Origin of the sequence: Stenotrophomonas oahuensis (assembly GCF_031834595.1) — a bacterium.
Taxonomy (GTDB): Bacteria; Pseudomonadota; Gammaproteobacteria; order Xanthomonadales; family Xanthomonadaceae; genus Stenotrophomonas; species Stenotrophomonas oahuensis.
The window spans coordinates 3,908,567-3,933,650 of the sequence record NZ_CP115541.1 but is presented as its reverse complement, the minus strand read 5'-3'; the positions used below and the strand labels follow the sequence as shown (position 1 = coordinate 3,933,650).

General features: G+C 62.9%; 21 protein-coding genes. 11 read left to right on the top strand and 10 right to left on the bottom strand.

What is annotated here, in order from left to right:
• Positions 1-82 precede the first annotated feature (82 nt).
• The 4 genes from PDM29_RS17515 to PDM29_RS17500 are packed head-to-tail and all read left to right on the top strand — an operon-like array spanning position 83 to position 2,314.
• Positions 83-619 carry a phage tail protein gene (locus PDM29_RS17515; RefSeq protein WP_311191323.1) on the top strand — a complete coding sequence of 179 codons (537 nt, stop codon included), beginning with the start codon at positions 83-85 and terminating at the stop codon, positions 617-619.
• Positions 620-668: 49 nt separating this feature from the next.
• Entirely contained in the window at positions 669-1,202 is a 534-nt protein-coding gene (locus PDM29_RS17510) for a phage tail protein (RefSeq protein WP_311191322.1), read from the top strand.
• A 27-nt stretch (positions 1,203-1,229) separates the two neighbouring features.
• A complete protein-coding gene (locus PDM29_RS17505; protein WP_311191321.1) occupies positions 1,230-1,769 on the top strand; it encodes a phage tail protein in 540 nt (179 codons plus the stop codon).
• Positions 1,766-2,314, top strand: coding sequence for a GNAT family N-acetyltransferase (locus tag PDM29_RS17500; protein ID WP_311191320.1), 549 nt, complete (start codon positions 1,766-1,768; stop codon positions 2,312-2,314). The genes PDM29_RS17505 and PDM29_RS17500 overlap by 4 nt, the downstream gene beginning before the upstream one ends.
• Here PDM29_RS17500 and PDM29_RS17495 read toward each other — a convergent pair.
• The 3 genes from PDM29_RS17495 to PDM29_RS17485 form a co-directional block, all read right to left on the bottom strand.
• Positions 2,311-2,601: a DUF6916 family protein gene (locus PDM29_RS17495; RefSeq protein ID WP_311191319.1), complete on the bottom strand. Its 291-nt coding sequence runs from the start codon at positions 2,599-2,601 to the stop codon at positions 2,311-2,313. The two genes, PDM29_RS17500 and PDM29_RS17495, sit on opposite strands and share 4 nt — an antisense overlap.
• A 180-nt stretch (positions 2,602-2,781) precedes the next feature.
• On the bottom strand, positions 2,782-6,174 hold the full coding sequence (locus tag PDM29_RS17490) for a response regulator (RefSeq protein WP_311191318.1): 3,393 nt from the start codon (positions 6,172-6,174) through the stop codon (positions 2,782-2,784).
• 194 nt (positions 6,175-6,368) lie between these two features.
• Positions 6,369-7,151 carry a glucose 1-dehydrogenase gene (locus PDM29_RS17485; protein WP_311193822.1) on the bottom strand — a complete coding sequence of 261 codons (783 nt, stop codon included), beginning with the start codon at positions 7,149-7,151 and terminating at the stop codon, positions 6,369-6,371.
• A 133-nt stretch (positions 7,152-7,284) separates the two neighbouring features.
• On the opposite strand from PDM29_RS17485, the gene PDM29_RS17480 reads away from it, so the two are divergent.
• Positions 7,285-8,190: a LysR family transcriptional regulator gene (locus PDM29_RS17480; RefSeq protein WP_311191317.1), complete on the top strand. Its 906-nt coding sequence runs from the start codon at positions 7,285-7,287 to the stop codon at positions 8,188-8,190.
• A gap of 116 nt (positions 8,191-8,306) precedes the next feature.
• Here the strand turns inward: PDM29_RS17480 and PDM29_RS17475 are convergent, their stop codons facing one another.
• Together PDM29_RS17475 and PDM29_RS17470 are read right to left on the bottom strand one after the other, a co-directional pair.
• Positions 8,307-8,978: a class I SAM-dependent methyltransferase gene (locus PDM29_RS17475; protein WP_311191316.1), complete on the bottom strand. Its 672-nt coding sequence runs from the start codon at positions 8,976-8,978 to the stop codon at positions 8,307-8,309.
• Positions 8,979-9,124: 146 nt separating this feature from the next.
• Positions 9,125-10,090 (bottom strand): mechanosensitive ion channel family protein, encoded by a 966-nt coding sequence (locus tag PDM29_RS17470; RefSeq protein WP_311191315.1) that lies wholly within the window; start codon positions 10,088-10,090, stop codon positions 9,125-9,127.
• A 168-nt stretch (positions 10,091-10,258) separates the two neighbouring features.
• On the opposite strand from PDM29_RS17470, the gene PDM29_RS17465 reads away from it, so the two are divergent.
• The 5 genes from PDM29_RS17465 (at position 10,259) to PDM29_RS17445 (ending at position 18,767) form a co-directional block, all read left to right on the top strand.
• Positions 10,259-11,791, top strand: a complete 1,533-nt coding sequence (locus PDM29_RS17465; protein WP_311191314.1) for an arylsulfatase — start codon at positions 10,259-10,261, stop codon at positions 11,789-11,791.
• Between the two features lie 2 nt (positions 11,792-11,793).
• The gene (locus tag PDM29_RS17460; protein ID WP_311191313.1) at positions 11,794-13,338 is read left to right on the top strand and encodes an arylsulfatase; all 1,545 of its coding nucleotides are present in this window, start codon (positions 11,794-11,796) and stop codon (positions 13,336-13,338) included.
• 21 nt (positions 13,339-13,359) lie between these two features.
• A complete protein-coding gene (locus PDM29_RS17455; RefSeq protein WP_311191312.1) occupies positions 13,360-15,675 on the top strand; it encodes an arylsulfatase in 2,316 nt (771 codons plus the stop codon).
• Positions 15,676-15,714: 39 nt separating this feature from the next.
• Positions 15,715-16,560: a hypothetical protein gene (locus PDM29_RS17450; protein WP_311191311.1), complete on the top strand. Its 846-nt coding sequence runs from the start codon at positions 15,715-15,717 to the stop codon at positions 16,558-16,560.
• Between the two features lie 122 nt (positions 16,561-16,682).
• Complete coding sequence (locus PDM29_RS17445) at positions 16,683-18,767, top strand: TerD family protein (RefSeq protein WP_311191310.1); 2,085 nt, start codon at positions 16,683-16,685, stop codon at positions 18,765-18,767.
• 196 nt (positions 18,768-18,963) lie between these two features.
• Here PDM29_RS17445 and PDM29_RS17440 read toward each other — a convergent pair whose 3' ends face one another.
• The 5 genes from PDM29_RS17440 to PDM29_RS17420 all read right to left on the bottom strand — a co-directional run bounded on the left by PDM29_RS17440 (position 18,964) and on the right by PDM29_RS17420 (position 24,116).
• Entirely contained in the window at positions 18,964-19,854 is an 891-nt protein-coding gene (locus PDM29_RS17440) for a hypothetical protein (RefSeq protein ID WP_311191309.1), read from the bottom strand.
• 36 nt (positions 19,855-19,890) lie between these two features.
• A complete protein-coding gene (locus tag PDM29_RS17435) occupies positions 19,891-20,418 on the bottom strand; it encodes a hypothetical protein (RefSeq protein ID WP_311191308.1) in 528 nt (175 codons plus the stop codon).
• Positions 20,419-20,641: 223 nt separating this feature from the next.
• Entirely contained in the window at positions 20,642-21,892 is a 1,251-nt protein-coding gene (locus PDM29_RS17430; protein WP_311191307.1) for a DUF3526 domain-containing protein, read from the bottom strand.
• On the bottom strand, positions 21,889-23,328 hold the full coding sequence (locus PDM29_RS17425) for an ABC transporter permease (protein WP_311191306.1): 1,440 nt from the start codon (positions 23,326-23,328) through the stop codon (positions 21,889-21,891). Before PDM29_RS17425 ends, PDM29_RS17430 begins: the two co-directional genes overlap by 4 nt.
• 32 nt (positions 23,329-23,360) lie before the next feature.
• Positions 23,361-24,116: an ABC transporter ATP-binding protein gene (locus PDM29_RS17420; protein WP_311191305.1), complete on the bottom strand. Its 756-nt coding sequence runs from the start codon at positions 24,114-24,116 to the stop codon at positions 23,361-23,363.
• A 231-nt stretch (positions 24,117-24,347) separates the two neighbouring features.
• Between PDM29_RS17420 and PDM29_RS17415 the strand changes: the two genes are divergently transcribed.
• Positions 24,348-25,070, top strand: coding sequence for a hypothetical protein (locus tag PDM29_RS17415; protein ID WP_311191304.1), 723 nt, complete (start codon positions 24,348-24,350; stop codon positions 25,068-25,070).
• Positions 25,071-25,084 lie beyond the last annotated feature (14 nt).

Below are 25,084 nucleotides of genomic sequence, written 5' to 3'. Positions count from 1 at the left end.
GGGACTTGTGAACAGAGTTAATGACGTTCAGAGTAGGAGCGCGCTACTCCCGCGCCACCGCTCAGCATCCAAGGAGGATCAGATGAGCGAATTCTTTGTCGGTCAGATAATGATGTCGGGTTTTAGTTTTGCCCCCAAATACTGGGCGCAATGCAACGGGCAGATCATGGCCATCCAGCAGAACATGGCACTTTTTGCGCTGCTGGGTACGCGCTACGGAGGAAATGGCTCCGTCACCTTCGGGCTTCCGGATCTTCGCGGCCGGGTACCCGTGGCTTACGGCCCTTCTGCTGACCCCAGTTGGCAGCCGCCGGCAGCACCGCTCGGTCAATTGGGCGGCACGGAGGCGGTGACCCTGCTTCCCAACCAGTTGCCACCGCACGGGCACGAGGTTCGGGGCGTGACCACCCCTGGCGACAACCGCAATCCCACCAACCGCACCTTTGCCAGCACCAACGGTGGCGTCAAGTTCTATGCAGCGCAGGGTGGCGCAGAGGTCGTGCTGGCACCCACTTCGGTGGCCCCGGAAGGCGGCAGCCAGGCGCATCCGAACATGCAGCCGTACACCACGTTGAATTTCTGCGTCGCGCTCAGCGGTATTTTCCCGCCGCGCAGTTGATTGCACTGAACGGGCCCGTGGCCCGGTCTCACACAAGGAGCACGACCAGATGAGTCAACCTTACGTCGGTGAAATTCGCATGTTCGGGTTTGGGCGGTTGCCCAATGGCTGGTTTACCTGCGACGGCACACTGAAGTCCATTGCCGAGTACGAAGTGCTGTTCGCCCTGCTGGGTACCACCTATGGCGGCGATGGCATCACCACCTTCGGCGTACCGGACCTGCGCGGTGCATTACCCATCCACCAGGGCACCGGCCCTGGGCTGACGGCACGCACCCTTGGCCAGCGCGGCGGCACGGAAACGGTAACGCTCACCACACAGCAGATGCCTGCGCACACCCACGCCTTGGTCGCCACCACCGCGGCTGCAACACTCGATACACCGGGGCCCACCACCTTGCCCGGCGTGGTCAGCGGCGAAACCTTCTATGTCGGCGATGTCAGCACTGGCGTCACCGCCGTTCAGATGCAGCCGGCGGCCGTATCCCTCAGTGGCGGCAACCAGCCCCATCCCAACTGCATGCCCACCCTGACAGTGCAGTACTGCATTGCCTGGACCGGCATTTACCCTTCGCAGTCCTGACCGCCGCATACGCGCAGAGAGATCACTATGACCGAGCCATTTATTGGTGAGATCCAGATGTTCGGCTTTGATTACAATCCTTACGGGTGGGCGTACTGCAACGGCGCCACGATGGCCGTCCAGCAGAACACCGCACTGTATTCCCTGCTGGGCGTTGCTTACGGCGGCAATGGCACATCCACCTTCATGCTGCCCAACCTGACGTCGCGTGCGGCCTGTTCAATGGGCCAAGGCCCGGGTCTGACCCCACGCGACATGGGCGAAACCTTCGGTGACTTCGCGGTGACGCTCAACCAGAGCCAGATGCCCACGCATCAACACGACATCACCGTTTTCCAGCAAAGCGATGCCACCAAGCGCAGCGGCACGCCAACCTCCGGCGGCGGTTTGTGCCAGCCCGGTGCAAATACAGTCAAGCCTTTCAGCACCGCCGCGCCCAACACACCAATGTCGCCCACCATGCTCAAGCCCGTGACTAACGGCGGTTTGCCGCATCCGAACCAACAGCCCTACCTGGCGGTGAACTTCTGCATCGCGCTGAATGGTGTCTTTCCCAGCTTCTCATGACGCCCTTCAGCCACCTGGCACCGTTTCCGTCAGCGCGCTGCCCCGCGCTGACGGAACCCCCTGATGCGCGATGGCAGTTGCGTGCGTTAGGGCAGGGCGACCTGGCCTGGTTGCCGTCGCTATACGCCAGCACCCGCGAACTGGAACTGCAGGCCGTGCCCTGGCCTGCCGCAGCCAAGCAGACATTCCTGGCGCAGCAGTTCACCGCGCAGCACCAGCATTACCTGGCGCAGTACCCACAGGCGCAGTACCTGGCCATCGAGTACGACGGCGAAGCAGCAGGGCGCTATTACATTGACGAAAGCGGCACGGACGACCTGCTGGTGGACATCAGCCTGTTCCCCGCGTGGCGCGGCAAGGGCATTGGCGGCGCGTTGATCCAACGCCAGCAAGGGTCATCTGCACAACGAGGGCGCGGCCTGACCCTGCATGTAATGGCCCACAACATCGCCGCGCAGCGGCTGTATGCACGGCTGGGTTTTGAGATCACAGCCGGACCGGAAGACGGCCTGTATGTGCCGATGCGCTGGCAGCTTAGGGCTTAGTTGAAGACGGCCTGGTACAGAAAACCGGCGCGTTCCTGGGCAATCGGTACGAGGAAGATACCCACTTCACCCACCCTCGCATGCCGCAGTGGGTAGATCTTCTGCGGGAACACAACCGGCGCGCCATTGCGGAACAGCAACGAGAAAGGCGCGCGTTCCGCCGAAGGATGCGAATGGGGCAGGGGACGGGCCTCCACCAGCACAAATTCCATCGACATGCCGTCGTACTCGGCGGCGAACGTTTCGTTTACGCAACCAGCGAAGTGTTCCAGCGTCAACAGTTCCATGTTCATCCCCGTTTGGCACGCCCAGACAGGGCGCATCGCCCATCGTCGCCGCAATGCGCTGCAGGCGCAAGTTATGTAGAGCCGGCCTTGCCCGGCTGCTCTTTGCTGGCGAATGATCACGCCAGCCGGGCAAGCCCGGCTCTACGGTGTCAGGCCATCAATCACCCGCGCATCAGGGTGTCACGCCATCAACCACACCCGCACCAGCGAGATCAGCTTGTCCACATCCAACGGCTTGGCAACATAGTCATTGGCCCCGGCCTGAATGCACTGCTGTTGATCATCCGGCATCGCCTTCGCGGTCAACGCGATAATCGGCAGATCACGGAACCGCGCATCCTCCCGAATCTCACGCGTGGCCGTCAGCCCATCCTTCACCGGCATCATGATGTCCATCAATACCAGCTCGATAGCCCCCGGCCCATCGACAGCAGCCTTCAAAACATCGATGGCCTCCTGCCCATTACGCGCAATGGACACCTTGCAGCCCTGCGGCTCCAGCACATTCATCAGCGCGTAGATATTGCGCACGTCGTCCTCGACCACCAGCACGCGCTTGCCTTCCATCGCACTATCACGACGCTGCGCGACGCGGATCATGCCCTGCTTGGATTCGGGCAGGTTGCTGACCACCTGGTGCAGGAACAAAGTGACCTCATCCAGCAGGCGCTCCGGCGAGCGGGCACCCTTGATGATGATGGAGTTGGAGTAGCGACCCAGCCGTACTTCTTCGGCGGGCGACAGCACACGGCCGGTATAGACGATGATCGGGGGCAGGGCGTACGTGCTCTTCTCGCTGAGAAGTTCCAGCAGCTCGAATCCGGAAGCGTCGGGCAGGGTCAGGTCCAGAACCATGCAGTCAAACGTGTGCTGCGAAAGCGCCTCCAGGCATTCCGAGGCAGAGCCGGCACCCACCGTTTTCACGTCGGCGCCGGCCAGCAACTCACGTACGGCGTCCAGCTGAACGACATCGTCTTCCACCACCAGTACCAGACGCGGCCGCTGCAGGAGGCGGCGCTCCAGCGAATCGAGCACCTCGGCCAGCTGCTCGCGTGTGGCCGGCTTGCCGAGATAGCCCACGGCACCCAGCGACAGCGCTTTGTGCGAGTGGTCCATCGCGGACACCACATGGATCGGAATATGCCGCGTGCGGATGTCGTGCTTGAGGATATCCAATACGGAAAGGCCCGACTGGTCGGGCAGGCCGATGTCCAGCACGATCGCATGCGGCAGCTCCGCGCGGGTCGCCGCCAGCGCGTCGCGGGCGTTGTGCACCAGGTGCGCGCTGAAGCCCATTTCAGTGACGAGGTCGCGGACGATTTCGCCGAATGCGATATCGTCCTCGACGATCAGAATCAGTCCGCGTCCGTTGTTGCGCGTGGCCACCGGCACCGGGCGGGTCTCCTGCGCCGGCACCGGCATGCGCTCTGCCACAGGCGCAACTGCGTGCTCTGCGGTGACCAGTCGTGCTGCAACCAGCACCCGGAAGCTGCTGCCTTTGCCGAGCTCACTGTCCACGGTGATGTGGCCGCCCAGCAGTCGCGCAAGCTCCTGGGAAATGGACAGCCCCAGACCGGTGCCGCCGTAACGGCGGCTGATCGAGCCGTCGGCCTGCTGGAACGCTTCGAAGATGCGCGTCTGCTGGTCTGGTGCGATACCGATACCGGTGTCGGTCACCGAGAACACCACCAAGCCGTCGCGCGCCGCCGATGCTGTCACGGAAACGCCGCCGTGCTCGGTGAACTTGAGCGCGTTGGACAGCAGGTTTTTCAGAATCTGCTCCAGGCGCTGGCGATCGGACTCGATCACCGGCGGGCAGCCGTCCGCCATGGAGACGTTCAGGGTCAAACCCTTCTCGGCAGCAACCGGCCCCAGCAGGGTGCCGATGTCGGCCAGCAGCTTTTCCACACTGAAGGGCTCGGCATGCACCTGGATATGCCCGGCTTCGATCTTGGAAAGGTCCAGAATCTCATTGATGAGGTTCAGCAGGTCCGAGCCGGAAGAGTGAATGGTGCGCGCGAACTTCACCTGTTCCTCGGTGAGGTTGCCGTCGCGGTTGTCGCCCAGCAGCTTGGACAGGATCAGCGCGGAGTTGAGCGGCGTGCGCAGCTCGTGCGACATGTTGGCCAGGAACTCGGACTTGTACTGGCTGGCCCGCTGCACTTTGCTGGCTTCGGCCACGATGCCGGCATTGGCGCGGGCGAGCTTGTCGCGTTCCTCTTCCAGCTGCAGCGACTGGTCGAACAGCTGGTTGTTGGTCTGTTCCAGCTCCGCCTGCTGCTCTTCCAGTTCGGCCTGGGAAGCACGCAGGGCGCGGCTGTGCTCCTCCAGCTCTTCGTTGGAGACCCGCAGTTCCTCGCTCTGCACCTGCAGGGCTTCGGACTGCGCCTGGGTCTGGGCGAGCAGTTCGGAGAGCTTGGCCCGGTAGGCGGCCGAGCGCAGGGCGACGGCCATATCTCCGGAGGCGAGCTCCAGCAGTTCGACCACCTCACTGGGCACGGGGCCGAAGAAGCCCAGTTCCATGACCCCGGTGACCTCGCCCTCGTGCACCGCCGGGGCGATGACCAGATGGCGTGGCTGGCTTTGCCCCAAGCCCGAGCCGACCGTGAAGTAGCCGGCCGGCACGTCCGACACCAGCAGGACGCGTTTCTCGTCCACGGCGCGGCCAAGCAGGGACTCGGCCGGGCGCAGCGCGCCGCCTTCGATGATGTCCACGACCGAGGTGGTACCCACGGCACCAATCCGCTGGAACCCCGAATCCGTCGGCACGAACAGCATGCCGGCCTCGGCACCGGTGTAGCGGGCCAGGAATCCGAGACTGGCCTTGGCCAGCACAGCGTTGTCGAGGTCACCACCGGTGGCCGTGGTCAGCTCCAGCCGGCCCTGCTGCAGCCAGGCGCTGCGGTCGCGCGCCCGGGCATGGCGACGCAGCAGGAAGGCGATCAGGGTGGTCAGCACGATGCCCAGCACGGCGGTGGCGGCACCGGTGGTGAGCGCCGCACTGTACGCCTTGTCCATCTCGGCCAGGCGCTCGGCGCGCTTGTCCAGTTCGATGGTGCGCATGGCGGTCAGGCGTGCGCGGATGTCATCCATGGCGGCCTTGCCGCGATTGGAGTTGACGACGGTCAAGGCCGCTTCAAACCCCTGGGTGCGCCGCAGCTCGATGGTTTCGTGCAGTTCTTCCAGCTTGGCCTGAACGCCGCGGGCCAGCAGCTTGAGCCGCTCGGTCTGGGCCGGGTCGTACCCCAGCGCCTGCTCCATGGCCTGCAGCTGGGTTTTGGCACTCTGCAGTGCGGTCTCGTACGGCTCCAGATAGCTTTCATTGCCGGTCAGCAGGTAACCACGCTGACCGGTCTCGGCATCCTGGACCGAGGAAAGGACGTCACTCAGGGCCGTCATCGTTTCCTGGGAGCGGATGACCGCGGCGCTGCCCTCGCGGATGGTGCTGATGTTCTTGCTGGCCAGGAAGCCGCTGCCCAGGAAGAACAGCATGACCGCCAACAGAGGCCAAAGCGTGCGGAAGGCAGCTCCGGCATTGGGGGAATCAAAGCGGGGCTTTTGCTTGGCGGTCATTGACGGGGCAGGGTAGACGCAACAGCCCAGCGTAGCATGGCCGCCCACGGATACATCGGGTCGCCCTGGACGTAGAGCCGGGCAAGCCCGGCTCTACACGTGCTGCCCCCGTAGAGCCACGCCCTGCGTGGCTTCGCGGCACCAGATCAAAGCGCAGCCAAGCAGGGCGCGGCTCTACGTGCAATGACCAATGGTCAAACCTGCGTCAAACCACCATCCACCGCAAGCTCCGCACCGCTGATGTACGACGCCTCCTCCGACGCCAGGAACGACATCGCCTTGGCAATCTCATCCGGACTACCCCCACGGCCAAGCGGCGCCTTCTGGGCAACATCAGCAAGGTAGGCGCTGATGTCCGCGTCGCTCATGCCAAGCTCGGACTTGTAGGCCGGGGTCACCACCACACCGGGTGCCACCAGGTTGACCCGGATATCCCGACCCTTGAGGTCGGAAGCCCATGTCCGCACGAACGAACGCAGCGCAGCCTTCGTGGCGGCATAAACACCGAAGGCAGGCACGCCCTGGTTGGCGGCGATAGACCCCGTGACCACAATGGCACCGCCAGCGGTCATCAGCGGCAACGCCTTCTGCACCGTAAACAAGGTGCCTTTGACGTTGATGCCAAAGTACTTGTCGAAACCCGCTTCGGTAATGCCATCAAGCGGGGTGAACTCACCGCCGCCCGCGTTGGCAATCAGAATATCCAGGCGACCGTGCGTCGCGCGGATGCTCTCCATCAGGGCGTCCAGGTCTGCAGCCACCGAGATGTCACCGCGGACGGCAACCGCACCATGCCCGATCTCGGCGACCGCGCGATCCAGCTCCGACTGGCGGCGCCCGCTGATGATCACCTTTGCACCCTCGAGTGCGAGGCGTTTGGCGGTGGCCAGACCGATGCCCGAGCTGCCGCCGGTGACCAGGGCCACCTTGCCGGCATGTTTCGTGGTGTGGACGTTGACCAGTTCCTGGGTTTGCATGTCTTTGCCTTGAGTGGACGGCGAGTGCCGCGATGGGTGCCACTCTATTGGGGTGCCATTCGGATATAAATACATGTTTCGTTGATTCTTTATTTCCCCGGGTGAATAATCAGCTACCTACCCGGAGCCCAGCATGGACCACTTACAGGCAATACGCGCCTTCGCCCGTGTCGTGGAGACCGGCGGCTTCAATCGCGCAGCGGAATCGCTGCAGATGCCCAACGCCACCTTGAGCAAGTCGATCACCGCGCTTGAGAAGCACCTTGGGGTGAAGCTGCTGGAGCGCAGCACGCGCCGGGTCAGTGTCAGCAACGATGGCGCCGCGTACTACGAGCGCATCCGGCACCTGCTGACGGAACTGGATGATGTGGAGGCCACCCTCGGCCGCGCCCAACGCAGCCCCAAGTGCAAATTGCGCGTGGACACAGGCGGCTCGACCGCCAGCGGGCTGTTGATCCCGGCACTGCCGGAGTTCCGGGCCCGCTATCCGGACATCCAGGTGCATCTGGGTGTGACCGACCGGACCGTGGATGTCATCGGTGAGAACATCGACTGTGCGATCCGCAGTAACGCGGACGATGGTGCACTGATTTCCCGCAAAATCGGCCGCCTGGACTGGACTACCTGCGCCAGTCCCGCGTATCTCGAACGCTATGGGGTGCCGACTCATCCTGAGGAGTTGCTGGAACCTCGGTTTCCAGTTGTCGGGTACTTTTCCGCGCACACGGGCAGGGCACCGCCGCTGCATTTCCTGGACGACAGCGTGCCGCTGGAGGTCGCTCCCGACTGTGCGGTCATGGTCAATGAGAGCAACGCCCATCTGGCGACGGGACTGGTTGGGCTTGGGGTAATCCACACCTTGGATTTCATGGTCCGGCCGGCCATTGAGCGCGGTGAACTGGTGCCTGTGCTGCAGGAATGGCGGCCCGCGCCATTGGACGTGTACATCGCGTACGCCCCGAGCCGGCAGCTCAGCACGAAGGTGCGCGTGTTTGTGGAGTGGGTCAGCGAGCTTTATGCCCGGATTGAAAACAAGTGACCCGCGGTGTCTGTCACGCGTGACCTGCCCCGTAGAGCCGGGCTTGCCCGGCTGCTTTTCGCTGACAATTCGCCACGCCAGGAATGACCACCAAGAGCAGCCGGGCAAGCCCGGCTCTACAAGAGCCTCCGCGCCACCCAACCCCGGAAGCTCAGCGCAGCGTAGAACAGCTCCACATCCACAAACCCAGCCGTCTCAAGCAACGCCACCTCATCTTGCGCGGAAAGCGCCGGCAGTTTGGCCGCCATCGCAGCAATCCCCGCCTCATCCTGTTCGCTCACCACACCGCTTGCCGAAGCAAAGGCAGCAGAGCGACGAAGCCAATGCAGGCTCTCTTCGGGCGCATAGCTGTGGTGAGCGACCACCAACACACCGCCAGGCTTCAACCGTTGGAACAGCTCCCTCAAAGTCCGCAACCGTCCCTCGCGGTCGAGAAAGTGAAGCGTCAGCAGGCAAGTCGCCCCATCGAACTGGCGGACCGGCGCGTCCTCGATAAACCCCTCCACCAGCTCAACGCGCGAAGCCCCAGCCCCTAGCGTCTCCTGCGCAAGTTCAAGCATGGGCGCGGAGGGGTCCACACCCACAAATCGCCAACCAGAATGCGCCTGGGCAAAGGCGCTGAGCTCCAATCCGCCGCCTGCACCCAGCACCAGCACCTCGCCGTCTGCCGGGACGGATTCGGCGAGCAGCATATGGGTCATGCGGTGGAGGGCGGCCATGCCAGGCACCTTGGCCAGGGCGGTTTCTTGATAGCGGCTGACGGCGGCGGCGTCTTGGAACGTGGACATAAGGGCTCGGTAAAAGGTGCGATGCCCAATATGTAACACACAGCGTTACATATAGCGTAGAGCCGGACTTGCCCGGCTGCTTTTAACTGCCAAATCGCCACGCCACGTCGCACAAAACCGCCAAGAGCAGCCGGGCAAGCCCGGCTCTACGTCCGTCGTGCATCCTCTTCAACCGCACGCTGGGCTTCTTCTTTGGCGTCATTCACAGAAATCGCTTCGTGGTCCTCAACGATCCCATCAGCCCCACGCCCAGCACCCCTCGAAAAACGAATCTCACTACGGGGCAGGGCATTCACCACCCCATGCCGCTTGAAGGCACTATCCAGCTCCCACAGGTACGCCGCCCGCACCGCCGAGTTCCGTCGCGACGCCGCCTCCGTTAGCCAAACCGCCAGGATGTAGTCCATCGAACTGCCTTCACCCCCCATCAGCCAGAGCTGCGGCCGCTTGGGCCCAGAAGCAGCAAGAGTGAAGGGCACCTGCAGGGCTGCATCCAATGCGGCCTTCTTGACCAGTTCCTTGTCCACGTCCAGATCCACCGAGAACGCGATCCGGATCCTGCGATTGAGCGAGCCGTGGGTCCAGTTGACCAGCCGCTTGGTCACGAATTCCGAGTTCGGCACCAGCACATCGATATTGTCGTTGGTGGTGATAAGGGTGGAACGGATGTCGATGGACTTCACGACACCCCGGGTGTCCTTGTCCAGCTCGATGAAATCGCCGACCTTCAACGAGCGGTCAAACAGCAGGATCAGCCCGGACACGAAATTGCTGAAGATGGCCTGCATGCCAAAGCCCAGACCCACGCCGATGGCCCCGGTGAACACCGCGAACTGGCTGAGCGGAACCCCTGCCACCTGGAGGGCCACGAGGGCACCAAACCCGAGAATCACGTAATGCAGCAGCCGGGAGAACGTATACAGGGTGGCCTGATTCGCGTCGGGATGACGGGTGCCATAGCGCCGGATACCGCGCCGGACCATGCTGGCAAGCAGCCAGGTGACCAGCAGCGCCACAAGGCCTGCCAATGCATCACCCACGCTGACGCCCAGCCCCAGAAAGGAAAGAGGTTCAAGTGCCAGCGCTTCTTTTACATCCCGAAGGTCAGTCACGGCGCGCGTTTCCAGACAGCTAGGTGTCTGCATATCGTGGCATCAGCCCCGCAGGGCGCTGCAGTAAAAGTACTGGCTATCCCCTTGGTGCATTTACCGTAGGAGCAACCGGATCTGGTCTTGAGAATGGAGGGACGTCCATCCGCCACACATCTCCAGGGTGCTCCCATGAACGGAAAATCTGAAACCCGCAAGAAGCCCAACATCCTGGTCATCTGGGGCGACGACATCGGCTGGCAGAACGTCAGCGCCTACGGCCTTGGCACCATGGGATACACCACGCCCAACATCGACCGCATCGGCTACGAGGGCATCCGCTTCACCGATCACTATGCACAGCAGTCCTGTACGGCCGGGCGTGCGGCCTTCATCACCGGTCAGTACCCGATCCGCTCGGGCATGGTCACGGTCGGCCAGCCGGGCGATCCTCTTGGTCTGAAGCGCGAGTCGCCGTGTCTGGCAGAGGTGCTGAAGAAGGTTGGATATCGCACCGGACACTTCGGCAAGAGCCACCTGGGCGATCGTAACGAGCACCTGCCCACCAACCACGGCTTCGACGAATTCTTCGGCAACCTCTATCACCTGAACGTGTCCGAGGAAGACGAGCAGCGTGACTACCGGAACTTTGCCGAGAAGTATGCCGGCAGCCTCGATGCCTATGAGAAGAAGTTCGGCGCGCGCGGGGTGATCCACAGCTGGGCCACCGACGAGGACGACGCCACCGAGGACCCGCGTTTTGGACGGGTCGGCAAGCAGAAGATCGTCGACACCGGACCCCTGCACCAGGAGCGCATGCACGAAGTGGACGAGAAGGAGTTCATCCCCCCGGCGCTGGCGTTCATGCAGCAGGCCCGGGATGCGGACGAGCCGTTCTTCGTATGGCTCAATACCAGCCGGATGCACCTGTACACCCGCCTGAACGACAAGTGGCGCTACGCGGCCGAGAAGTACACGTCCGAAGCCGACCTGCATGGTTCAGGCATGCTGCAGCACGATCACGACATCGGCATCGTGCTCGACTGGCTGAAGGAGAACGGCCTGGAGGAGGACACCATTGTGTGGTACTCCACCGACAACGGGCCGGAGCACTCGTCCTGGCCGCATGGTGCCACCACGCCGTGGCGCGGCGAGAAAATGACCACCTATGAGGGCGGTGTGCGTGTGATTTCGATGCTGCGCTGGCCGGGCGTCATTGCGCCCCTGCAGCTGAAGAACGGCATCCAGGCCCATCAGGACATGTTCACCACGCTGGCTGCCGCCGCCGGAGTCGAGGATGTCCGTGAGCAGGTGCTGGACGAGAAGCAACAGTACATCGACGGCGTGGACAACCTGGACTACTGGCTGGGCAAGTCGGATCAGTCCGCGCGCAACCACATCTTCCACTACAACGAGTCCAAGCTGACCGCGTTGAGGATGGGCCCCTGGAAGTGGCACTTCTCCACTTCCGAGGACTATTACGGAACCATCACCGGCCGCAGCAAACCCCTGGTGTTCAATATCCGCATGGACCCGTTCGAGAGCTACGACAACAGCGACTCGTACGGTCATCTCATCCAGAAAGTGTCGTGGCAGACCGGCCCGCTGGGTGAACTGATGAAGGAACATCTGGGCACGCTTGCCAGGTACCCGCCGGTGCAGGGTGGCAAGAGCTTCGACATGTCCAACGTGGTGGAACAGTTCATGGCCAAGGGCCACGACTAGCCATGGCACTCAGGGAGTATCCCGCCGGAACCCGTTTTCCCGGCATCATCGGCCGCACTCCCGAGGTATCCTCGCCGGCCTGGCCGGCGCTGGTGCGCGCGAGGGACGGCGCACCGAATGTCCTGTTCATCGTGCTGGGCGACACCGGCTACGGTCACCTGGGCTGCTACGGCAGCCCGATCCGAACGCCCAACATCGACGCGCTCGCCGCCGATGGTCTGCTGTACAACAACATGCACACCACGGCGCTGTGCTCGCCGTCGCGGTCCTCGATGCTGACCGGGCGCAACCACCATTCCAACCACATGGGCTGCCTGTCCAACGGCTCGACCGGCTTCCCCGGCACGGATGGCTACATGCCGTTTGAGAACGGCATGCTCTCGGAGATACTCAAGCAGGTTGGCTACAGCACATACTGCGTGGGCAAATGGCACTTGTCGCCAGAGGAAACCAACACCGCGGCCGGCCCCTATGACCGCTGGCCGCTGGGACGCGGCTTTGAACGCTTCTACGGCTTCCTGGGCGGGGACACCCACCAGTACTATCCGGAGCTGGTCCACGACAACCACCAGGTCGAGCCGCCGACCACGCCGGAGCAGGGCTACCACCTGACCCCGGACCTGGTCGAAAAGGCCGAGGCTTTCATCGCCGACGCCAAGCAGATCGCAGCGCAGAAGCCGTTCTTCTGCTACTTCGCCTTGGGCGCGATGCACTCGCCGCATCACGTGCCCAAGGAATGGGCCGACCGCTACCAAGGCGCGTTCGATTCGGGTTGGCAGGCATACCGCGAGCAGGTCTTTGCGCGGCAGAAAGCGCTGGGCATCATTCCGGCCCAGACCCAGCTGCCCGCCGACGATCCGGACGTGCAGCAGTGGAGCGCGCTGTCGCAGGACGAGCGCCGCCTGTATGCGAGGATGATGGAGGTGTTCGCTGGCTTCCTGGAGCACACCGATTACTACATCGGTGAAGCCGACACCGTCGAAGATGGCCTGAAACACATCGACGAGATCGGCGGCCCGACCACCTTCAACCACTTCCCCTGGGGCTGGACGCATGCCGGCAACACGCCGTTCCGGCGCTGGAAGCGGGAGACCTATCGCGGCGGCAGCTCCGATCCGTTCATCATCGCCTGGCCGAAGGGCATCCGTGCCAAGGGCGAGATCCGCACGCAGTACTGCCACCTGATCGACATGGTGCCCACCGCACTGGACGCCTTGGGAATCGACGCCCCTGCCGCGCTGCGCGGTATCAGCCAATCGCAGATCGAGGGTGTCAGCCTGCTGTCGACCTTCAACGATGTCGGCGCACCGGAAGTCCACCTCACCCAGTACTTCGAGATGCTGGGCGAACTGCCGTATACGGTTCGGATCCGGCTGGGGCAGGGCGGGGCGATGCTGGTCGGACAGGACAGCGGCGCACCGGTCAATCCCGAGTACACCCCGCCATTCCGTTACACCGGACAACTCGAACGGGTGATCGTGGACGTCAGCGGCGAGCCCGTAATCGACCAGCAGGCCGAGATGAAAGCGTACCTGCGCAAGCAATGACACCATGGGAGCGGAAGGCCAATGTCTGATATGTCGCCAGCAGATGGGTCGGTACTGCCGTTCCCGCCCACGCCTTCGGCCAGCACCGCCGGCTACACGCTGGCCGAGTCCACCCACAAGCGTCGCGCCGTGCCCCGGCGGCTGCCGGAAAATGCGCCCAATGTGCTGATCGTGCTGCTGGACGATGTGGGCTTCGGCCTGGCCGATACGGTGGGCGGCGAGGTGCATACGCCCAACTTCAGCCGCGTGGTGGAGGCCGGGCTGGGTTACAACTGCTTCCATACCACCTCGATCTGCTCGCCTACGCGGGCAGCACTGCTGACCGGTCGAAACCATCATCGCGTCCACTCCGGCACCATCGCCGAGCGCGCGGTCGACTGGAACGGCTACACCGGCGTGATCGGCAAAGACACCGCCACCGTCGCCGAAGTGCTGCGCCATTACGGCTACAAGACCGCCGCGTTCGGCAAATGGCACAACTCCCCGGCCGACCAGACCACGGCGATGGGGCCGTTTGATCGATGGCCCACAGGGCATGGCTTCGAGCACTTCTACGGCTTCATTGCCGGCGAGACCTCACAGTGGGAGCCGAGGTTGTACGAAAACACCAATCCGGTCGAGCCGCCGCGCGACGAGGGCTACCACCTGTCGGAGGACCTTGCCGACAAGGCGATCACCTGGCTGCGCCAGCACGAAGCCTACGCGCCTGATGCACCTTTCCTGCTGTACTGGGCGCCCGGCGCGGCGCACGGACCCCACCATATCTTCAAGGAGTGGGCGGACCGCTATCAGGGCCGCTTCGACGATGGCTGGGACGCGTACCGCGAGCGTGTGTTCCAGCGGCAGAAGGAGAAGGGCTGGATTCCCGCCGATGCGACCCTGACACCGCGCGCCGACAGCATGCAGGGCTGGGATGAGATTCCCGAGCCCGAGCGGCCGTTCCAGTCGCGCCTGATGGAGGTGTTCGCCGGTTTTCTGGAACACGTCGATGCGCAGGCCGGCCGCCTGCTCGACGAACTGGAGCGGCTGGACCGGCATGAGAACACGCTGGTGCTGTACATCTTTGGCGACAACGGCTCCAGTGCGGAAGGACAGCGCGGCAGCATCAGCGAACTGCTGGCGCAGAACGGCATTCCCAACACCGTGGCCGAACAGATTGCCGCGCTGGACTCGCTGGGCGGTCTGCCCGTGCTTGGGTCGCCCAGAACCGACAACATGTACCACGCCGGCTGGGCGTGGGCGGGCAATACCCCGTTCCATCACACCAAGCTGGTTGCCAGCCACTTTGGCGGCACCCGCAACGCCATGGCGGTGTCCTGGCCCGCGCGGATCAAGGCGGACGGGCAGCTGCGCTCGCAGTTTCACCATGTGAACGACGTGGTTCCCACGCTCTACGAGGCCATCGGCATACCGCCGCCGGGCAGCGTGGATGGCTTCGAGCAGAAGCCCATGGACGGCACCAGCTTTGTTTACACCTTCGACGATGCGGCGGCGGTGGGCCGCAAGTCCGTGCAGTACTTCGAGAACAACGCGAGCCGCGGCATCTACGCAGACGGGTGGTACGCCTGCGCGTTCGGTCCCTTTGTGCCCTGGGACACCCCCAGCACCGCACAGCGCCTGAAGGGCTGGGACATGTCCACCGAGTCGTGGGAGCTGTACGACCTGCGCAACGATTTCAGTCAAGCCCACGATCTGGCCAGCACCCAGACTGCCAAGGTCGAGGAGCTCAAGGCGCTGTTCAAAGAGGTCTCACGCGACAACCTGGTGTGGCCGGTGGGAGCAGGCCTGTGGTTGCGGCTGCACCCTGAGGACCGCATCGCCTCGCCGTACACGCGCTGGCGGTTCGACGAATCGGTGACCCGGATGCCCGAGTTCACCGCACCCGGCCTGGGGAAGCAGAACAGCGTGGTGGAGATCGAGCTGAGCGCCGGCCCGCAGGCATCCGGCGTGCTGTATGCGCTGGGTGGGTTCTCCGGGGGCGTGACCCTTTTCGTGGACAAGGGCCAGCTGGTTTACGAGTACAACATGCTGATTCTGGATCGCTACCAGGCGCGCAGCAGCAAACCGCTACCGGCGGGCAGGCACGTCGTGAAAGTGGAGACCCGCTTTGACTCACCCAGGCCCATGGCACCGGCCACGGTCACCCTGCAGGTCGATGGCGAACAGGTAGCGCAGGTGGTGGTGGCACGCACCGTGCCGCTGGCATTTACTGCCAGCGAGACATTCGGGGTAGGTGTGGACCTGGGTTCGCCGGTGTCGCCGGACTATTTCGATCGCCGACCGTTCCGCTTCGACGGGACGATCCACAGTGTCAGCGTGGAGGTCTCCGGCAACTGAGTCTGCTGTCAGTACACCCCTCATTCGCGGAGCGTCACCATGTCGATGTTGATGGCAATGAAGCTGGTGATCGTGGTCAGCGTGGTGCTCAGCGCCATGGCGCTGGCGATGCGCGCCCGTGCCACGGACATGTTGTACCTGGTCCGGCATCCCGGGCTGGCGCTGCGGGCCATCGTGTCCATGTACGTGGTCGTGCCGCTGGTGGTGCTGGCGATCATCTGGCTGGTGCAGCCCCCGCCGGGCGTGCAGTTGGCGCTGCTGGTGCTCTCCCTGTCCCCGGTGCCGCCGCTGCTGCCAAAGAAGCAGCTGAAGTCAGGCGGGGAGGGGGCTTACATCATTGCCCTGCTGGTATCTGCTGCGGTCATTTCGCTGGTGCTGATGCCCATCGCGCTACCCATGCTCGGCGTCGTATTCGGGCGCGAGTTTCCGGTATCGACGTCGGGCATCGCCAAGACGCTGGCCATCACCGTGCTCGCACCGATGCTGCTGGGCCTGGTGGCGCAGAAACTGCTGGGTGCCCATGCCGAACGTGCTTCGCACCTTGTGTCACGAATCGGCTTCCTCCTGCTGCTGGCGGGTGGAATGGGCGCGTTGATCATTCTGGGACCAAAGCTGTGGGAGTTGATCGGCGACGGCACCCTGCTGGCGCTGGCACTGGTGATCGTCGCAGGGCTGGTGTCGGGCTATCTGCTGGGAGGACCCGCACGCAGCATCCGCGCCGCGCTCGCACTTGCATCCGCCACGCGGCACCCGGGCGTGGCCATGGGCGTGATCGGCAGCAGCTTCCCGGACGCGAAGCTGGCGATTATCGCCGTGCTGATGTTCGTGCTGCTGAATGTGATTCTGGGCATTCCGTTCGTGAAGGTGAGCCGAAGAGACCCTTGAGCAGCCGCGCCCCCAAACAAGCCCATCCAGTGCTATTCTGCAACCAAGGCGGCTATGGGGGTCCTTCCTTCTAACCTTCCTGAAATAGGGTCTCCGCTCTCCGCCTTTCTATTCTTCTCGCCATGCTCCAAATCCTTCTTCGTCGTAAATCGATGGTTGTGTTGGAGCCTGGTGATGGCGAAACACCCGTTGAGGTGGTTGCCACCATCCAGCGGAACCTGGCCGCTTATGGCTATGGCCTCGGGCGCGATCTGGAGGCGCGGGTAGCCTCATTGGGAGCCGATGAGGCTACAGGTTTCTATCGTCGCCTGGAGCGGGAGCTCAAGGTGATGCTGGGTGCCCATCGGGTCTTCCGCCCCCTGTATCCAGGCTTTCCTACCCAGGTCATGGCCTTGGCCGAGGGAGAGCTCTATCTCAACGCGCTGAGGCACTATTGGGATCTGGTTGATGAGTTTCCCGACGGTGAGCATCACTCACCGTCCAAGGAGCAGCCAAAGTTGCGGCCGCTGCGCCTCGGCACCAGGGATGACCTGACGGCTGTATTCACCCGGCTGGCACAATCCAAGACCCCTTACTCGCAACAGGATCGCGAAGACGTTGCACGTTTCATAGTGCAGAACGGCCAATCCATCACCAGGCTGCTGCCGGAGAAGATTGCCTGCAAGGAGAACCTTGCGGTCATCGCAGGAACGATGCTGCGGGAAGGACTCGATCCGGTTGCACTGGAACCGAGCATTCGAACCGCCACCGATGTTCTGCGCATCGCCGTGGCCATGAATGGCGGCGACGTATCCTTGGCGCAACCCGCGAAATTCGGCCGGTTCCCGCGCTCCGTTCGTGCGCGCCTGTTGGGATGGCTCGAGCGCATCCCCTCGATACTTGAGGACATGCAGCGCTGGGAAGGACGCTGGATTCGCCTCGGCGAGCGCCTGCATCCCGGTGAGTATACGAGCCGTTTCCCAACCATCTCAGCGGCCTTCTCGGCATTGCGTAACGGCCGACGCGAGCGCGGATTCAACAGCCGTGTTGAAGTCGCTCTGGCGATGCCGGGCAGTGCGCAACCGCAAAACGGCTGGGGAGATGGACCCGCAAGTGCGCTGGAGTTGTTGAAGTCACGCCCGGGGGAGCTTGCCCGGCGTCTCGACATGCTGCTGCGCCTTGGCGGTGGCAGCCGGGTGATGGAGGCGTTTGCCGCCGTAGCACCGAAGGTGTCCACCCCGGTGCTGCTGCAGGTGTTGACGCACTTCCGTCACCGAAATGATCCGGGGCTGCGCGTGTTCTTTCCGAAGGGGCAGGTGGCCAACGTTTTTGCCCGCGCAGACGCACTGCAGCCCCTCGATCCCAGCGCGATCTCGGATGTGGTTTCCATCTGCGACCGCACACTGTTGACCCGTTTCGCGACGTTGGCCCCATTGGGTCGCTGCTATCTGGATCCAGCGCTGGCCCGCTATCTGGCACCGTTCTCACAGCGCTCCGCCTCGAAAGCCCTGCGCACGATTGTTCGCGGAAGCCGGGTGCCAATCGATGACTCGCCCACGCTCCGTTTCTTCACCTGGTGGAGAAATGCGCGTGGCCGCGTAGACATTGACCTGTCTGCGGCCATGTACGCAGAAGATTACGGCTACGTAGACACGCTGGCCTATTACAATCTGCGCAACTTCGGCGCGGTTCACAGTGGCGACGTTGTCGATGCGCCAAAGGGTGCCAGCGAGTTCATCGACATCGACGTTGAGCGCTGCAAAAGCCTTGGCGTGCGCTACATCGTCGTATGCATCAACAATTTCACCGGCCAGGCGTTCTGTGATCTACCGGAGTGCTATGCAGGCTGGATGGCGCGGCACCATCCTGATTCCGGCGAGCCCTACGAGCCTGCCACCGTGGTGGATCGTTTCGATGTGTCATCGGACACGCCGTTCTGCCTTCCCATGGTCTTCGACCTCGAAGCGAAGGAAATGATCTGGGCCGACATCGCCTTGGCGACCCAGCCGCGTTGGCAGAACAACGTGCAGAACAATCTGGCGGGGGTGTCGTTGATGCTGCGAGCGCTCACCCAGCTGCGCAAGCTGGACTTGCTTACGCTCTTTGATCTGCACATCCGGGCACGCGGCACCTTAGTGGAGGTGCCGGAGAATGCGGACACCGTGTTTTCCGAGCATGCTGGCATCACGCCGAAGGACCTTGAGCAGATTTCTGCCGATTTTCTGTAACGCGCTCGCGCCGCAAACGTAGAGCCGGGCTTGCCCGGCTGCTCTTTGTAGAAAATCTCCGGCAGCACCAGCGCCACCGTGACCCACAGTGCCCCCGACAGGCCGGAAAGGGCGTTGCCCACGCTGATCTCTAGCCCGAGGAAGGAAAGAGGCCCGAGTGCGTATACCTTTAGAAGTCCGCGGTAGAGTCCGGTGATTACAGGTCAACCGGTGCCGACTGAACAAGCTCCAGAACGGCATCCTTGTCGCTGCCATCCAAGGACCACCCGGCTCTGTAGCGAATCCTGCTCCCGCCCTTCATCAAGTAAAATGAAGGCGTTGACCAGTCATCAATGTCCCACTGCGACGCTTGATCGGCAAGAAGCAGCTGAACCTCTGGATGCGCTGCGTTCCAGTTGCCTATGAGGTCAAATGCAAGATTCCGATCCGGCGGGACCAACCAGATGACTGGCAGTCCGCGCAACTTGGAATCCGATTCAAAAGCAAGCATCGCTGCTCGAGAGAACTGACATGCCGGGTGCGCTACGATCACCAGATACTCACCCTGCGGCAGGGCTCGTGATTTCAGCACAAGTGCGTTTGCAGACATATCTACTCTCCACAACACAGCCCCGTTCGCAGCCTTCCTGTCAGGCCTCTTGATCGCCGGCAAGGCTGACAACCACTCCGGTCGCGCCTCTTGAAGTCGCGTAGCCTCTTCAAACTGTCTCGTAAGAATGAGCGAAAGATAGAGACTCTCCCAGTCAATTCGCTTGTCCGCGCCAAGTGACTCCAACCTTGCTAGCGCCAGCCGCATGATGGAGATATCACCCGTGTCCTGGGTGTAGAAATTCTTTGCAGAGGATGCCCGCAGCAGAAAGTGAAGTGACTCGGGCGAGGCGCGTTCTACATAATCAGGCGATGAGGTGTCTGCGAAGTATCGATCGAACAGCGCCACAGCCTCTTTCGATGCCCGTTGCGCACTCGTGGCGTCGACCTGACGCACCTTCGCGTAGTACTCATTGAATCTGGATTCCAAGGCTGACATTTCGACAGCAGACACCCAAGAGGCGGTGACAATACCCAGCAATACGAGCAACAGGCGCATGGTCACTGTTCCATCCCCTTTGCGTGCCTGAACATTTCAGCAATTAGGACCGACGCAGATGTCTTCCAGCTTCTTGGTGCACGTTGCCGTGGTACGGCACCAATAGTCCATGTAGTCGTTAAGCGGGGCCTCGGCAGAAGCTTGGGAGATCAGCCTGTCGGCTTCGTTCTCAACACGCATACCGCGAATCGAGGCAGCGGTGGCCTCTCTACCAAACAGCGCGAGCAATTTGTACGCCTCGGACAAGGTCAGTTCGTTGCGAATGTCAACATATGTGAAACTGGCCAAGCCTCGATCTGTGAAAACTAGGCTCTCGATGAATCGTCGTTTGGCCCCGGGCGACAGGGTGTCCAGTGGAGTTTGGATGCCTCGCATCGAAGTCAAATAAACTTGCAGATCTTCTTTGTTCTTGATTTGCGCCAGATGTGTCGATATCTCGCGCTGTAGCAGATCTCTGCTTTCTCCTTCGGCTTGTGAAGGACTCGATATCTCTTCATGAGCACCGGCTGATGAAGAAAGCCCGAAAAGAACAGAACACGCGAAGGCCAGATAAGAAATCTTCATAGCTAAACCTCGTCGTTTTGGTGAGTTTAACGCAAATGCGACTTGATCGCATCGGGATGCTAACAGTCCCCTCTGATGTTGCTTGCGACTAGTGTCACAGAATCGGAATGGTGCTGATTGCCAGGTTTTGGCTGAACGGAGGACTCTCTAACACGCCCGATAACCGGACTGGCCAGACTCTGCCACTCGGGAATGGTGCCGCGAGTCCGCCCGGCGACCCCTTTCACGGTTTGAACTTCGGCGCTCGCCTGTAGTCCTCCTCCCGGAACGGGTTGTCCCCAAACAGGAACCCGTAATAGAACCGCCGCAACTGCGCGTGATACGCCCGAATCCGATCCTGATACGCAAGGTGCGCGTGCATATCCGTACCCGCCATCCGCGTCAGCGCCGCCTGCAACCCAACCGGCGGCAGCACCCAACCCAGCGTATTCGCCGCCTTCGTGCGCTCCTCAATCCCCTCACGGTACGCCGCGCTCATCGGCGCAACCGCATCATCCCCGTTCTGGTGAAACGCCAGATACCACTTGTAGTGGAACTCCGTACCGAGCGGTGCCGACGCGCTCCATTCCGGATACTTCGCGTAGAAGCGCTGCATGGTGTCCTCACGCGGAATATCCCACGCGCCGTTCACCGCCTCACGCTGGGCGCGCGCAATCTCGGCCCCTTGTTCCACCGGAATGGCCCGCTCGATCGCCACGTTGGACAGCGCCGGCAGCACCAGCGCCACTGTGACCCACGCAGCGGCCAGCGATGCAGCATTGGTGCTCGACGCCCAATCGCGCCACGCCACCAGCAGCGCCACAGCCATCCAGAAGGCGAGGTAAGCCACCATCAACGCCAGCACGCCAACAATCTGCAATGCATGCACACCCTGTTGAATAGCCACCACCGCAAACGGAATGCCGAGGCAAAGGCTCAAAGCGAGCCCCCTCACCACCGCACGCCGCCCATACAGGCGGGTAAGCGAGCCGGGTAGGCTGGCCAGCGTCCGTTCCCGCCCAGACTCACGCTCGGCCGAGCGCAGGTCGTGGAACAGCACGATCACGAAAAGCGGGGCCAGGAAGGTCAACAGGAACGCAAAGTCGAACCGCCCGGCCAAAGCCAGCTCCGGATTGAAGGCATCGCCATCATGGATCTGCGCCTCCAGCCCCAATGCCCGAACGCGCAGCACAAAGGGAGCCACGTCCCGCATGCCCACCGCTGCAAAGGCCAGTGGTGACGGCGGGTTCCAGGTGGGATGGAAGGAGTAATAAGCGGCCGTGCCTGCATCCTGCGACGCGCCATTCTTCGCGACCAGTGCGGCCATGTCCTCGGCCTGAAGCCCGGCGATGCGGGCAATGGCCTCACGCTGGCTGTCGATCCGCTGCACGCCGGAGATGAGGCTGGCCACGGTCAACGCCGCCAGAAACGCCAGGCCGGCCACCGCCACCTTGGAGCGCAGCAGCAGGGTCCATTCGTACTTCCACAGTTTCATCGCGCCACCTCCAGACGGCGGGCGCTCAGCGCGAGCGCGAGCAGGGTGGCCAGCAACCAGCCAAACAGAATCAGCAGACCCGGCAACAGGCTATGCAACACGGTGGTCCACGCCGGCGGACTGAACTGGAAGTGCGGAATCTCCTGCCAGTGGCTGCTATCCACGCGCTTGCGCTGGTCGGCACCGGCGTCCTTGGCGGTATCGTCGGCGTAGCTCACCCCGTCAGCCTGCAGCTGGTTCAACTGCTGGACCAGGCGATAACGGTGCGCTTCGGCCTGATCGAGGAACCGCAGATGTGCGGACAGATCCGTTGCGGCGGCCGCCATGGAAAGCTGACGCAGCGCGATGGACGGGCTGAGCAGCGCGAAGCGGCCCACCAGCTGGTTCTGCTTGTGCTGCGCGTCCGCGCTGCGTTCGGCGTAGTCGTTGAACAGGGCAGACGTCACGCGCTCGCCTTCCACCGCCAGCAAGCCTTTGTAGTTCACCGGCAGGTCCTCAATCCGTGACACGCCGTACTGTTCCAGCACCTTGCGGCGGAACGCGGAGAAGTAGGGGTCATCCGCATCATGGCTGTCGCCCAGTGCCCGCAGGTCGCGGCCGATGCCGACCTCGGTCTGCAGCCGGTCCGGCAACGTGTAGGCGGCGTAGGCCACATCGGGTGCAACGCGCGGGACCAGCAAGGCGGAGACTGCCCACACCGCCACCAGCACCAGCAGCGCATCCCGCCGGCGTGCGAGCAGTGCGGATGCTGCAGCAATCACCGCACACCAGCTACCCAGGTACAACACATAGCCCAGCATCAGCACCGACGCCACCACCCCGGAGGCCCCGGTTGCCGCCGCCAGCAGCGCCAACCCGATGAAGGCCGGCAGCATGAATACAAGTGACACCAGCCACAGCGCAGCCAGCTTGCCGCCCACAATCGCCCGCAGCGAGGCTCCTTGCAGCATCAACTGCCGCAGCGTGCCGCGCTCGCGCTCCTGGGCAAGTACCCCGTGCCCAAGGAAGATCAGCACCAGCGGTGCCAGGATCTGCAGCACGAAGGCCGGCGTGAGCTGACCGAAGCGGGTGAGGATGGAGCTCTGCATCACATCGCCGAAGTTGGCCGTGTTCTGCCGATGGCCCTCAAGGAACATGCTGCTGCCGGTAAACGGATCCACCCCGGGATCAAACGCCGCCAGCGCGGAGGGCAGGCGATAGACGAAGTGCCCGTAGTGCACCACGCGATGCGGATGCCGGTCCGGCTGGGCGTCAAACGCCTCCTGCGCCGCTGCCTGCTGCCGCTGCCGATACTCCGCCGCCGACTGCATATGGTGCGAAGAGACCACAGTGGCGGCCACCGCCAACAAGGTCAGCAGCACAATGCCCGCAACCGCAGTACGGTCTCGCAGCATCGCGCGCAACTCATTGCGCATCACTAGAACCCACGCACTCATGGGCCGCGGCGCGGCCATCACGCTACCCCTGGTCACGATGCGATGCCCGGTAGTGCCGGCCGCTGGCCGGCAACCCCCGCCCGGCCAGAAAAATGCGCATGCAAAGCAGGCAAATCAAACGAAGCCCGGTCAGACGCATAGGCAATAGCGCCACGCTCCAACACCCCAATCCGATCCGCCACCTCCACCGCACCCATCAGGTCATGCGTGACCATCAGCACCGCCGTACCCCGCGCCCGCACCGACTCAAGCAGCCCGTGGAAGTCCGTACTGGCACCCGGATCCAACCCAGAAGTAGGCTCATCCAGCAGCAACAACGGCACCTGCCGCATCAACGCAATCGCGATCGCCACCTTCTGCCGCATGCCCTTGGAGAACCGCCCCAACCGCTGATGCCACGCCGCTTCCTGCAACCCAGCAGCACGCAGCGCCTCCACCAGCGCATCGCGGGAAACCCCCGTGCCGCTCAGCGAGAGCAGGTAGTCCGCGTTCTCAACCGCAGTCAGATGCTCATACAGCGCCACGTTCTCCGGCAGATACGCCAGCAGGCTGCGAACACGAGCGGGGTCTTCCCAGGGCGTCACCCCAGTGACCCGGACCTCGCCAGCTTGAGGCTTCAGGAAGCCCAGCAACACCGAGAGGGTGGTGGACTTGCCGGCCCCGTTACCGCCCAGCAGGGCATAGATGCTGCCGGGCTCGACCTGAAGGTTCAGGCCATTGATGACGGGCTTGCCGGAGAACGCCACCTGCAGGGCGCGGATGTCGATGACGGGGGTAGGGGAGGTCAATGCGGCACTCGCGAGGAGGGGAGGGCCGAGCAGCCTATCACGTAATGTTATGGCATAACATTGCAGATCAACGCGCTGCCCGGTAGCGCCGGCCGTTGGCCGACCCACGCACCAATGACCCACGACGCGACACTTCGGCGTCGCCAATGCCACGCCCACCGAACCGGGAGTAGGATGGGCATTTCCTGCCGCAATACACCGCCCCAAAACGCCCCCAAGGAATCACCCGCAATGGACATGCAGGTTGCAGACAGCGCACCTCAGCTCACCCAGGAACGCCAGTTCGACCTTACCTTCTCGTGGCTGTACGAGCAGGTGCAGGCCTACACCTCGACCAGCATCTACCCGAAGGCAACGCGCCTTGAGCGCTGGTCTCTGTGGCTTGGTTTGGTCGCAACCGGTGCCGGGCTCACGGTAGCGGCACTGCCGGCCGTCATCGAGCCAGGCTTGTGGATGATGAAGGCGCTCCGGCTATGCCTCGCCATCGAGATTGGCGGCTTCGTACTCTCATTTGTACTGATGCTCAGCAGGGAAGGGCAACAGTACATCAAGCCTCGGCTCACACATGCCATTGAAATGGACGACGCCTTCCGCCATTGGCAATCGATGGTCGAGCGCGTGCGCGAGTACCCGAAGGACGAAAGAGAACACCGGCTTCGGTTCGTCAACAGACTGCGAGTCAACATGACAGATCGCATGGGGCTGATGTACGGCGGCCTGCAGAAGCTTGGCCCGTTTCCGGTTCTGATCGCCTTCTACCTTCAGTTCCGCAATTGGAAGTGGGGTGACTGGGCAGGTGCGTTTGATGTGAACCTGGTATCCGGCATTCTGATGTTCGCGCTGGTGCTGCTGTACGTAATGGGCTGGGTCTTTATCGGCATCAAGGTCCGCTTGGACACGTATGCGAATTTGCTCGAAGCCTCCTTGGCGGAGGCGACGGAAGGCCGGGAATGAGCCGCATAGTAAGG

Coding starts and splice junctions, on each gene's coding strand:
- PDM29_RS17515 (WP_311191323.1), top strand. CDS start 83: ATGAGCGAATTCTTTGTCGGTCAGATAATGATGTCGGGTTTTAGTTTT.
- PDM29_RS17475 (WP_311191316.1), bottom strand. CDS start 8,978: ATGTCCACGTTCCAAGACGCCGCCGCCGTCAGCCGCTATCAAGAAACC.
- PDM29_RS17480 (WP_311191317.1), top strand. CDS start 7,285: ATGGACCACTTACAGGCAATACGCGCCTTCGCCCGTGTCGTGGAGACC.
- PDM29_RS17465 (WP_311191314.1), top strand. CDS start 10,259: ATGAACGGAAAATCTGAAACCCGCAAGAAGCCCAACATCCTGGTCATC.
- PDM29_RS17495 (WP_311191319.1), bottom strand. CDS start 2,601: ATGGAACTGTTGACGCTGGAACACTTCGCTGGTTGCGTAAACGAAACG.
- PDM29_RS17485 (WP_311193822.1), bottom strand. CDS start 7,151: ATGCAAACCCAGGAACTGGTCAACGTCCACACCACGAAACATGCCGGC.
- PDM29_RS17445 (WP_311191310.1), top strand. CDS start 16,683: ATGCTCCAAATCCTTCTTCGTCGTAAATCGATGGTTGTGTTGGAGCCT.
- PDM29_RS17435 (WP_311191308.1), bottom strand. CDS start 20,418: ATGAAGATTTCTTATCTGGCCTTCGCGTGTTCTGTTCTTTTCGGGCTT.
- PDM29_RS17440 (WP_311191309.1), bottom strand. CDS start 19,854: ATGCGCCTGTTGCTCGTATTGCTGGGTATTGTCACCGCCTCTTGGGTG.
- PDM29_RS17455 (WP_311191312.1), top strand. CDS start 13,360: ATGTCTGATATGTCGCCAGCAGATGGGTCGGTACTGCCGTTCCCGCCC.
- PDM29_RS17490 (WP_311191318.1), bottom strand. CDS start 6,174: ATGACCGCCAAGCAAAAGCCCCGCTTTGATTCCCCCAATGCCGGAGCT.
- PDM29_RS17425 (WP_311191306.1), bottom strand. CDS start 23,328: ATGAGTGCGTGGGTTCTAGTGATGCGCAATGAGTTGCGCGCGATGCTG.
- PDM29_RS17505 (WP_311191321.1), top strand. CDS start 1,230: ATGACCGAGCCATTTATTGGTGAGATCCAGATGTTCGGCTTTGATTAC.
- PDM29_RS17450 (WP_311191311.1), top strand. CDS start 15,715: ATGTCGATGTTGATGGCAATGAAGCTGGTGATCGTGGTCAGCGTGGTG.
- PDM29_RS17415 (WP_311191304.1), top strand. CDS start 24,348: ATGGACATGCAGGTTGCAGACAGCGCACCTCAGCTCACCCAGGAACGC.
- PDM29_RS17500 (WP_311191320.1), top strand. CDS start 1,766: ATGACGCCCTTCAGCCACCTGGCACCGTTTCCGTCAGCGCGCTGCCCC.
- PDM29_RS17460 (WP_311191313.1), top strand. CDS start 11,794: ATGGCACTCAGGGAGTATCCCGCCGGAACCCGTTTTCCCGGCATCATC.
- PDM29_RS17430 (WP_311191307.1), bottom strand. CDS start 21,892: ATGAAACTGTGGAAGTACGAATGGACCCTGCTGCTGCGCTCCAAGGTG.
- PDM29_RS17510 (WP_311191322.1), top strand. CDS start 669: ATGAGTCAACCTTACGTCGGTGAAATTCGCATGTTCGGGTTTGGGCGG.